This window comes from Streptomyces sp. W16 (genome assembly GCF_033194735.1).
Taxonomy (GTDB): Bacteria; Actinomycetota; Actinomycetes; order Streptomycetales; family Streptomycetaceae; genus Streptomyces.
Genome location: NZ_JAWOAI010000399.1, coordinates 1 through 9,304, shown reverse-complemented (window position 1 = coordinate 9,304; position 9,304 = coordinate 1). Strand labels below are relative to the sequence as shown.

Below are 9,304 nucleotides of genomic sequence, written 5' to 3'. Positions count from 1 at the left end.
CGGTCCCGCAGGGGTGCGCGGTGTGGACACCGTCAGCCGTACGTCCGCCGCGTCCGCGTCCAGCGCGTACCGTCCCGTCGCGAGTGTGGCCGTCGACTCGCCGGAGGCCAGCGCGGGCAACAGCCTCTTGGCCGGGGCCGAGTCGTCCAGTGCGGCCAGCAGCGCCGCCGCCGCGACCGTCTCCACCAGCGGCCCCGGTACCGCGTGCCGTCCCAACTCGACGAACGCCACCGCGAGTTCGACCGGGTGGGTGCCCAGCCCCTCGTACGCCTCCGGTACTGCCAGCGCGAACACCCCCGCCCCCGCGACACGGCGCCACAACGCGCGCCCGCTCGTATGCTCGCCGCGGCTCCACGCCCGTACGACCGACGGAGTGTCCGCGGCCGTCAGCATCGCGTTCAACGAGTCGGCGAACGCCCGCTGTTCGGGGTCGAGGAGGAAGCGCATCAGCGGCGGCCCTTCGGCAGGCCGAGCAGACGCTCGGCGATGATGTCGCGCTGGATCTCGTTCGTACCGGCGTAGATGGGCCCCGCGAGGGCGAAGACATAGCCCTCGGACCAGTCGGTGTCCGCCAACTCGCCCTCCTCACCCAGCAGTTCGAGGGCCGTCTCGTGCAGGGCGATGTCGTACTCGGACCAGAAGACCTTGTTCGGGCTGGACTCCGGGCCGATGGACTCGCCGTCCAGGAAACGGGAGGCGTTGGCGTAGGTGAAGAGCTGGTAGGCGCGGGCACCGATCACCGCGTCCGCCACCCGGTCCCTCGTGGTGGGTGAACTGCCCTGCGTCCGCCAGAGGTTGAGCAGGCGGTCGGCGGCGGCGAGGAAGCGGCCGGGGGAGCGGAGGGTGAGCCCGCGTTCGTTGCCCGCGGTCGACATGGCGACCCGCCAGCCCTGACCCGGCTCGCCGATCACGTCCTCGTCGGGCACGAACACCTCGTCCAGGAACAGCTCCGCGAAGGCCGGCTTGCCGTCCAGGCGGCCGATCGGGCGGACCGTGACGCCGGGCGCGCGCAGGTCGAACATCAGGTAGGTGAGGCCTTGTTGGGGCTTCGGGGTGTTCGGCTCGCTGCGGAACAGGCCGAACGCGCGGTCCGCGAAGGCCGCCCGCGACGACCACGTCTTCTGGCCGCTCACCAGCCAGCCCCCGCCCGTGCGCACCGCCCGCGAGGTGAGCGACGCCAGATCCGAACCCGCCTCCGGCTCCGACCAGGCCTGCGCCCACACCACCTCACCGGTCGCCATCGAGGGCAGCACACGCGCGCGTTGCTCCCGCGTGCCGTGGTCGAAGAGGGTCGGGGCGAGCAGGCTGATGCCGTTCTGGCCGACCCGGCCCGGCCCGCCCGCCGCGTAGTACTCCTCCTCGAACAGCAGCCACCGCACGATGTCCGCGCCCCGGCCGCCGTACTCCTCGGGCCAGGACACCACCGACCAACGGTCCGCGGCCAGTTGGGCCTCCCACCCGCGGTGCGCGGCGAAGCCCTCCTTGGTTTCGAGGGAGGGGAGCGGGACGGCCGGCACATGCGCGCGCAGCCAGGCACGGGCCTCGGCGCGGAACGCCTCCTGGCCGGGCGTGAAGTCGAGGTCCATCGACGGCGGTTCCTCCCTGAGAGAATCCTTCCCTAACAAGTGTTTGGTAGGTTAGCGTGGCCGTATGACAGGCGTCGAGAGTCCGGCATACGTCCCCGGGCACGGGCTGCTGAAGGGGCGCACCGCCGTCGTCACCGCCGCCGCCGGCGCGGGGATCGGCGGGGCCACCGCGCGCCGCTTCCTCCAGGAGGGCGCCCGCGTGCTGATCAGCGACGCGCACACGCGGCGGCTGAAGGAGTACGAGGCCGAGCTGGCCGGGGAGTTCGGCGCCGATGCGGTGGCCGCGCTGCCGTGCGACGTCACCGACGAGACGCAGGTGCAGGCCCTGTTCGACGCGGCCGTCGCCGCGCACGGACGCCTCGACATCGTCGTCAACAACGCGGGCCTGGGCGGCACTTCGGACCTCGTCGACATGACCGACGAGCAGTGGTCGAAGGTGCTGGACGTGACGTTGAACGGCACCTTCCGCTGCACCAGGGCCGCCCTGCGCGCGCTGCGCGGGACCGGCGGCGGGGTGATCGTCAACAACGCCTCCGTCGTCGGCTGGCGCGCCCAGGCCGGACAGGCGCACTACGCGGCGGCCAAGGCGGGCGTGATGGCGCTGACCCGGTGCGCGGCGATCGAGGCCGCCGCATACGGCGTGCGGGTCAACGCGGTCTCGCCGAGCCTCGCCATGCACCCGCACCTGGTGAAGGTGACGACCCCCGAACTGCTGGCGGAACTCACCGCGCGCGAGGCCTTCGGGCGGTACGCCGAGCCCTGGGAGGTGGCCAACGTGATCGTGTTCCTGGCCTCGGACTACTCCTCGTACATGACGGGCGAGGTCGTCTCCGTGAGCAGCCAGCATGCGTAGCGGGACCGGGGGGCAGGGCTGTGGCAGGACAATGGTCCCGTGCCGACCAAGAAGAAACCCCCGGTGACCGCCGCTCCGGCCCGCCGTCGTGAACTCCTCGACACGGCGGCCGAGGTCTTCGCCGAGCAGGGGTACAACGCCACCACCGTACGGAAGATCGCGGACCACGCGGGCATGCTCGCGGGCAGCCTCTACTACCACTTCGACTCCAAGGAATCGATGCTGGAGGAGATCCTGCGGACCTTCCTCGACGAGCTCTGGGGCGGCTACGACACCGTCCTGGACGCCGAGTTGGATCCGCGCGAGACGTTGCGGGCCCTGGTCACCGAGTCGTTCCGGGAGATCGACCGGCACCGCGCCGCCGTCGCGATCTACCAGAAGGAGAGCAAGCAACTGGTCGCGCAGGAGCGGTTCGCGTTCCTCGCCGAGTCGCAGCGCAAGTTCGAGAAGGCGTGGCTGTCCACGTTGGAGCGCGGGGTCGCCGCCAAGGTCTTCCGGGCCGACCTCGACGTCCGGCTCACCTACCGGTTCGTCCGCGACACGGTGTGGGTCGCCGCCTCCTGGTACCGGCCGGGCGGACAGCACAGCGCCGAGGAAATCGCCCGGCAGTACCTGTCGATGGTGCTGGACGGGATCGCCGTACGCACGTGACTCACGTGTCTGGATGAGGAGTTGGCATGGCAGCCGAGGCCTACGTCGTCGAAGCGGTCCGTACGCCCGTCGGGCGGCGCGGGGGAGGGCTGAGCGGGGTGCATCCGGCCGACCTCGGGGCGCATGTGCTGAAGGAGCTGGTCGCGCGCTCGGGGATCGATCCCGCCGCCGTCGAGGACGTCGTCTTCGGGTGTCTGGACGCGGTGGGGCCGCAGGCCGGGGACATCGCGCGGACCGCCTGGCTGGCGGCCGGGCTGCCCGAGGAGGTGCCGGGCGTGACGGTGGACCGGCAGTGCGGGTCCTCGCAGCAGGCCGTGCACTTCGCGGCGCAGGGCGTGCTGTCCGGCACCCAGGACCTGGTCGTCGCCGGCGGCGTCCAGAACATGTCGCTGATCCCCATCGCCTTCGCCTCCCGCCAGGCCGCCGAACCGCTGGGCCTCACGGATGGTCCCTTCGCGGGCAGCGAGGGCTGGCGTGCCCGGTACGGGACGCAGCCGGTGAACCAGTTCGCCGGGGCCGAGATGATCGCCGCCAAGTGGGGGATCAGCAGGCAGGACCAGGAGGAGTTCGCACTCCGCTCGCACCGGCGGGCCCTGCGCGCCATCGACGAGCGCCGCTTTGAAAGGGAGACCGTCGCGTACGGCGCCGTCGGCGTCGACGAGGGTCCGCGGCGGGACACCTCGCTGGAGAAGATGGCCGGCCTGAAGCCGGTCGTCGAGGGCGGCACCATCACCGCCGCCTGCTCCTCCCAGGTCTCCGACGGCGCGGCGGCCATGCTGCTCGCTTCCGAACGGGCGGTGCGGGAACACGGGTTGACGCCACGGGCCCGCGTCCACCATCTCTCCGTCCGGGGCGAGGACCCGATCCGTATGCTCTCGGCGCCCATCCCGGCCACCGCCCACGCCCTGAAGAAGACCGGCCTGACCATCGACGCCATCGACCTCGTCGAGATCAACGAGGCCTTCGCGCCCGTCGTCCTCGCCTGGCTGAAGGAGACGGGCGCCGACCCGGAGAAGGTCAACGTCAACGGCGGCGCGATAGCCCTCGGCCACCCGCTCGGCGCGACCGGCGTCAAGCTCATGACCACCCTCCTGCACGAACTGGAGCGCACCGGCGGCCGGTTCGGCCTCCAGACCATGTGCGAGGGCGGCGGCCAGGCCAACGTGACGATCATCGAACGGCTCTGACCGGCGGCCGGCGCGACTCAGGAGCCGTCAGTCACCGAGCGAGAAGCCCAGCAGCACTCCGGCGGACACCTCCACCAGACCCGGCGCGAGATCCCCCTGCGAACTGCCGCTCGCGGAGCCGTGACCGCGGGACTGCTGGAACTGGTACGACTCCGCGTCCACGTCCTGGATGTGTACCACCGACCCCAGCGGCACGCCCGCCGCATCCGTGTACACCTCGGCCTTGCGGCGGGCGGCGGCCACCGCCTTGCGGCGCGCCTCGTCCCGCAACTCCGGCTTGTTCCGTACGTCGAAGTCGACACTGTCGATCTGATGCGCCCCGGCGTCGACCGCGTCCACGAGCAACTGCCGCAGGTCGTCGAGCGACTCGGTCTCGATGACGTAGGAGGCCTGGCAGCGGTACCCGAGGAACTTCCGTTCCTCCCCGTACCCGGAGTAGGACGAGCTGAGCCCCAGGCGGGAACCCGACACCGACGCGTCCGGTATTCCGTGCCCGCGCAGCACCTCGCGCAGCCGGACCACCGCCGCGTCCGCCTCCTGGAACGCCCGGTCCGCCGAGAGCTCCAGCACATTGACCGTCAGCTTCACCCGGACCAGCTGCGGCTCCACCCGCACACTGCCCGCACCGAAAACACTGAGCCCCCAGGGCTCCGAGATCAATTGAGTCATGCGCGCATTGAAGCACCGCCCGACGCCAACTCGCCCACAATTGAAGCCGCTTGATCCATCACCCCGGCCACCAGCTCCGCACACGACGGCAGATCGTCGATCACCCCGGCGACCTGCCCGGACGCCATCACCCCGAGATCCGTACGACCGTCCACCATCGCCGACCTCAGCAGCATCGGGGTGTTCGCGGCGAGCAGCACCTGACTCCAGGTCAGCTCCTTTCCGTGTTTCATGGCGAGGCCGTCGCGCACCAGCTGCGGCCAGGTGAGCCCGGACAGCTTCCGGAACCCGGCCGCCCGGCGGACCGCGTGCGCCAGAGCCCTCGCCCGGCCGGAGCGCTCCAGGGTGTCGACCAGTTCCGTGCGGAGCATGCGGTGCGGCAGGCCGTCCACCGCTCTCGTGACCGTGACGTCCTTGACCGTCGCCGCCAGATAGGCCGCCTTCACCGCGTCCGGGACCGTCGAGTCCGAGGTGAGCAGGAAACGCGTGCCCATCGCGACCCCCGCCGCCCCGTACGCCAGCGCCGCGACCAGCCCCCGCCCGTCGAAGAAGCCGCCCGCCGCCACCACCGGTATGTCCACCGCGTCCACGACCTGCGGCAGCAGCACCGTCGTCGCCACCTCCCCGGTGTGGCCGCCGCCCTCCCCGCCCTGCACGATCACCGCGTCCGCGCCCCACGCCGCGACCTTCTCCGCGTGCCGCCGAGCCCCGATCGACGGGATCACGACCACACCCGCCTCCTTCAGCCCGGCGATCAGCTCGGCGGACGGAGCGAGCGCGAAGGACGCGACCCGTACACCCTCCTCGATCATGATCCGCACCCGGTCGCCCGCGTCCGCCGCGTCCGCCCGCAGATTCACCCCGAACGGCGCCCGCGTACGGGACTTGACCTCACGGATCGCCTCCCGGAGCCGGTCGGTGTCCATGGTCGCGGAGGCCAGGATGCCGAGCGCGCCCGCGTTCGCCGTGGCCGACACCAGACGCGGGCCCGCCACCCAGCCCATCCCCGTCTGCACGATCGGATGCCGCACCCCGACCAGCCTGGTCAGCGCGGTCTCCATCAGACAGCCACCTCCCTGCGGCGGGTGTCCGCGGGGTCGATGACCTCACGGATCAACCGCAGCTCCTCCGGGGTGGGTTCGCGGGTGGGCTCCACCTCGTCCGGGACTGTCAGCTCGAAGCCGGTCGCCTCCCTGACCTGCTCCACCGTGACACCCGGATGCAGCGAGGCCAGCCGCATCGAGCGGTCGGGGGTCGCGAAGTCGAACACGCCGAGGTCGGAGACGACCCGGGGGACGCGGTGGAAGCGGGCCGTCCCCGGGTGCTCGGCGACCCGGTCGTACCCCACCCCGCACACCATGTCGACCTTCTCCACGAACACCCGCCGGGAGTGCCGCGGTATCCAGTAACTCGTCGGATTGTTCAGCGTGTTGATCGGCGCCCCGCGCACCCCGAGCAACTGCCGCTTCGGGCGCGCCCAGTCACCGATGCACGAGATGTTCTGGTTGCCGTACCGGTCGATCTGGCTCGCGCCCATCATCACGTGCCGGCGTCCGCCGGACACCAGGGCCAGATGCTGCCGGTAGGGCAGCCAGCCCTCCGGGGTGCCGTCCGGACGCACCAGCAGGGCCTCGCCGTCGGTGAGCAGCAGGTCCGGGGCGAAGGTGAGCCGGGCGAGCCGGGCCCCGACGGAGGGGATCAGCCCCATCGGACTGGCCAGGATCTCCCCGGCGTCGCGCCACGCCTCGGCACAGGCGATCACGCAGTACTCGGAGCGCGACACCTCTGTGCGCCGTACGTCCGTCATCCCTGCTCCCCTTCCTGCTCCTGCCAGTTGCGCACGGCCGACCGGTAGTCCGCCTCGTCCCCGGAGAGGAAGCGTTCGGAGAACTCCGCCCAGGGTGTCGTCGCGTACAGCCGCTGGAAGTTCTCGTCCCTGCCGTGGTCGGGGGCGCACGAGGTGAAGTGGGCGCCGCCGGGCGCCTCGACGACCCCGGTCACGTGCAGCCGCTTGAGGAGCAGGGACTGCGGTGGCGCCTCCTTCGTCAACTCGGCCGTGTCCACGATCCGTTCGCAGGAGACATAGGCCGCGTCCGCCGCCTCGCAGAACAGGTCGTCGAAGTACGGGTCCGGGCCCAGATACTGCCCGTTGCCCAGCCGGTCGGCCCGGTTGACGTGCACCAGGGCCGCGTCCAGGCGCAGCGCGGGCATCGCCACGAACGTCTCCCCGTCCTCGTAGGGCGAAGTGACCGTCCGCAGGCCGGGGTTGACCCGCATGACGTCCGAGCCGATTCCCGCGCGCACCGGCAGGAACGGCAACCGTTGTGCCGCGGCGCGCAGACCCCACATGAACATGCCCTCGTCGACCTCGGTCAGCTCGAACTCCCCGCGCTCGCGCGCCGCCCGGTAGTGCGGTTCGAGCGGGACGGAATCGAGGGTGACGAAGGGCGCCACCAGTCTGCGGACCCGGCCGGCCGCCACCAGCATCCCGACGTCCGGGCCGCCGTACGAGATCAGGGTGAGATCGCCGATGTCGCTCCGCAGCAGCGCTCTGACCAGCGACAGCGGCTTGCGCCGGGAACCCCAGCCGCCGATGCCCAGGGTCATGCCGCTCGCCAGTCGGGAGACGACCTCGTCGGCGGTCATCGTCTTGTCAGCCACTTCCAGCACCCTCCTTCCCGAAGGTGTCGCGGACCCGGTCGGCCACCCCGCTGACGCTCGCCTCGAAGGTGAAGCCCTGCTCGAAGCGGTAGCTGCGGCGGACGTCGACGGGGTCGATGCCGTTGATCGCGGACTTGGCGAGCCGGATCAGCTCGCCGTCCTTGGCGGCTATCTCGGCCGCCAACTCCAGCGCGGCTGCCGTCAGTTCGGCGCGCGGTACGACCCGCCACACCGAGCCGTGCGCGTGCAGCTCGGCCGCCGTCGCCGTGCGCGAGGTGTAGTACAGGGCGCGCATCAGGTGCTGGGGGACCAGCCGGGCCAGATGCGTGGCGGCACCCAGCGCGCCCCGGTCCAGCTCGGGCAGCCCGAAGGTGGCGTCCTCGCTCGCCACGATCACGTCCGCGTTCCCCACCAACCCGATGCCCCCGCCCAGACAGAAGCCCTGCACGGCCGCCACCACGGGCACCTCGCACTCGTACACCGCGGCGAACGCCTCGAAACAGCCCCGGTTCACCCCGACCAGGGCCGACTGACCGCGCGCCTGTATCTCCTTGATGTCCACGCCCGCGTTGAAGCCCCGCCCCTCGGCCGCCAGCACCACACAGCGCACGCCGGGGTCGCGGCCGGCCGCGCGCACCGCGTCGGCCAGCGCGAACCAGCCGTCCACCGGCAGCGCGTTCACCGGCGGGAAGTCGACCGTGACGACGGCGATTCCCTTGTCGGGGGACGGGTTTTCCGGGGTTTCCGGGAACGAGGTGGAGACACCCATGGACGCATCAGCTACCTTTCCACCAAACATTTGTTAGGTGTGAGGCTTCGAAGCTAGCAGCCGGAGAATCCGAGCGGGAGGCCTTGTGGATAACTCGGACAGCTCGCACGTCGGGTCGCACGTCAGGTCGCACGTCGGGTCGCACGTCGGGTCGCTCCGCGGGAGAACCGTCCTCGTCACAGGCGGTACCCGAGGCGTCGGCGCCGGTATCGCGCGCGCCTTCGTCGAGGCCGGTGCCGACGTGCTGACCTGCGCGCGCAAACCGCCCGAAGACCCGGTCCTGGGAACCGAGTTCAGCCCCCTCGACCTGCGCGACCCGGACGCCGTACGGGAGTTCTTCGCCGCGCTGCCCCGCCTCGACGTCCTCGTCAACAACGCGGGCGGCGCCCCGTACCGCCCGCTGGTCGACGCCGAGGCCGAACGCCATGCGCGGATCATCGAGTTGAACCTCCTCGCCCCGCTCACCGCCTCCCTCGCCGCGTACGAACACCTCAGGCGGGCCAGGGGCTCGATCGTGATGATCGGCAGCGTCAGCGGCAGCCGCCCCTCGCCCGGCTCGGCGGCGTACGGGGCGGCCAAGGCCGGACTGGAGAACCTGGCCCGCTCGATGGCGGTGGAGTGGGCACCGGACATCCGCGTCAACACCCTCGTCGTCGGCATGGTCCGCACGGAGTCGTCCCACCTGCACTACGGCGGCGAGGACGCCATCGCGGCCGTCTCCCGCACCGTCCCGCTCGGCCGCCTCGCCGACCCCTCCGACGTGGGCGCGGCGGCGGTCTTCCTCGCTTCCCCGGCCGCCGCGTACATCAGCGGCGCGAGCCTCCTCGTCCACGGGGGCGGGGAGCGGCCCGCCTTCCTGGACGCCGCAACCGCCAACAAGGAGACGTGAGATGAGTGCACTCTGCGACGGCCGGGTCGTCGTGGTCAC

11 protein-coding genes are annotated in these 9,304 nt (G+C 71.5%); 4 read left to right on the top strand and 7 right to left on the bottom strand.

Annotated elements, in window-relative coordinates:
• Together R6V09_RS37590 and R6V09_RS37585 are read right to left on the bottom strand one after the other, a co-directional pair.
• The coding region (locus R6V09_RS37590) for an acyl-CoA dehydrogenase family protein (RefSeq protein WP_317885960.1) at positions 1–447 on the bottom strand (447 nt) is incomplete at its 3' end.
• Complete coding sequence (locus R6V09_RS37585; protein ID WP_317885959.1) at positions 447–1,586, bottom strand: acyl-CoA dehydrogenase family protein; 1,140 nt, start codon at positions 1,584–1,586, stop codon at positions 447–449. The genes R6V09_RS37585 and R6V09_RS37590, both read right to left, overlap by 1 nt.
• A gap of 64 nt (positions 1,587–1,650) precedes the next feature.
• On the opposite strand from R6V09_RS37585, the gene R6V09_RS37580 reads away from it, so the two are divergent.
• Genes R6V09_RS37580 through R6V09_RS37570 form a run of 3 tightly spaced genes read left to right on the top strand, consistent with a single transcriptional unit; the run spans position 1,651 to position 4,277 of the window.
• Positions 1,651–2,439 carry an SDR family oxidoreductase gene (locus R6V09_RS37580; RefSeq protein WP_317885958.1) on the top strand — a complete coding sequence of 263 codons (789 nt, stop codon included), beginning with the start codon at positions 1,651–1,653 and terminating at the stop codon, positions 2,437–2,439.
• 39 nt (positions 2,440–2,478) lie between these two features.
• Positions 2,479–3,090, top strand: coding sequence for a TetR/AcrR family transcriptional regulator (locus tag R6V09_RS37575; protein ID WP_317885957.1), 612 nt, complete (start codon positions 2,479–2,481; stop codon positions 3,088–3,090).
• Positions 3,091–3,116: 26 nt separating this feature from the next.
• Positions 3,117–4,277: an acetyl-CoA C-acetyltransferase gene (locus R6V09_RS37570; RefSeq protein WP_317885956.1), complete on the top strand. Its 1,161-nt coding sequence runs from the start codon at positions 3,117–3,119 to the stop codon at positions 4,275–4,277.
• A gap of 27 nt (positions 4,278–4,304) precedes the next feature.
• Here R6V09_RS37570 and R6V09_RS37565 read toward each other — a convergent pair whose 3' ends face one another.
• From R6V09_RS37565 to R6V09_RS37545, 5 genes are read right to left on the bottom strand one after another with little or no spacing between them, the layout of a single operon-like run.
• A complete protein-coding gene (locus tag R6V09_RS37565; protein WP_317885955.1) occupies positions 4,305–4,946 on the bottom strand; it encodes an SIMPL domain-containing protein in 642 nt (213 codons plus the stop codon).
• The gene (locus R6V09_RS37560) at positions 4,943–6,007 is read right to left on the bottom strand and encodes an NAD(P)H-dependent flavin oxidoreductase (RefSeq protein ID WP_317885954.1); all 1,065 of its coding nucleotides are present in this window, start codon (positions 6,005–6,007) and stop codon (positions 4,943–4,945) included. Before R6V09_RS37560 ends, R6V09_RS37565 begins: the two co-directional genes overlap by 4 nt.
• Positions 6,007–6,753, bottom strand: coding sequence for a CoA-transferase subunit beta (locus tag R6V09_RS37555; protein ID WP_317885953.1), 747 nt, complete (start codon positions 6,751–6,753; stop codon positions 6,007–6,009). Before R6V09_RS37555 ends, R6V09_RS37560 begins: the two co-directional genes overlap by 1 nt.
• Positions 6,750–7,607, bottom strand: coding sequence for a CoA transferase subunit A (locus R6V09_RS37550; RefSeq protein WP_317885952.1), 858 nt, complete (start codon positions 7,605–7,607; stop codon positions 6,750–6,752). Before R6V09_RS37550 ends, R6V09_RS37555 begins: the two co-directional genes overlap by 4 nt.
• On the bottom strand, positions 7,600–8,376 hold the full coding sequence (locus tag R6V09_RS37545) for an enoyl-CoA hydratase family protein (protein ID WP_317885951.1): 777 nt from the start codon (positions 8,374–8,376) through the stop codon (positions 7,600–7,602). Before R6V09_RS37545 ends, R6V09_RS37550 begins: the two co-directional genes overlap by 8 nt.
• A gap of 85 nt (positions 8,377–8,461) precedes the next feature.
• Here R6V09_RS37545 and R6V09_RS37540 point away from each other — a divergent pair, with 85 nt between their 5' ends.
• Complete coding sequence (locus tag R6V09_RS37540) at positions 8,462–9,265, top strand: SDR family oxidoreductase (RefSeq protein ID WP_317885950.1); 804 nt, start codon at positions 8,462–8,464, stop codon at positions 9,263–9,265.
• Positions 9,266–9,304 lie beyond the last annotated feature (39 nt).

What these genes read in the sequence shown, in the direction of transcription:
- R6V09_RS37585 (WP_317885959.1), bottom strand. Translation starts at nt 1,586, where the DNA reads ATGGACCTCGACTTCACGCCCGGCCAGGAGGCGTTCCGCGCCGAGGCC.
- R6V09_RS37580 (WP_317885958.1), top strand. Translation starts at nt 1,651, where the DNA reads ATGACAGGCGTCGAGAGTCCGGCATACGTCCCCGGGCACGGGCTGCTG.
- R6V09_RS37570 (WP_317885956.1), top strand. Translation starts at nt 3,117, where the DNA reads ATGGCAGCCGAGGCCTACGTCGTCGAAGCGGTCCGTACGCCCGTCGGG.
- R6V09_RS37565 (WP_317885955.1), bottom strand. Translation starts at nt 4,946, where the DNA reads ATGACTCAATTGATCTCGGAGCCCTGGGGGCTCAGTGTTTTCGGTGCG.
- R6V09_RS37560 (WP_317885954.1), bottom strand. Translation starts at nt 6,007, where the DNA reads ATGGAGACCGCGCTGACCAGGCTGGTCGGGGTGCGGCATCCGATCGTG.
- R6V09_RS37555 (WP_317885953.1), bottom strand. Translation starts at nt 6,753, where the DNA reads ATGACGGACGTACGGCGCACAGAGGTGTCGCGCTCCGAGTACTGCGTG.
- R6V09_RS37545 (WP_317885951.1), bottom strand. Translation starts at nt 8,376, where the DNA reads ATGGGTGTCTCCACCTCGTTCCCGGAAACCCCGGAAAACCCGTCCCCC.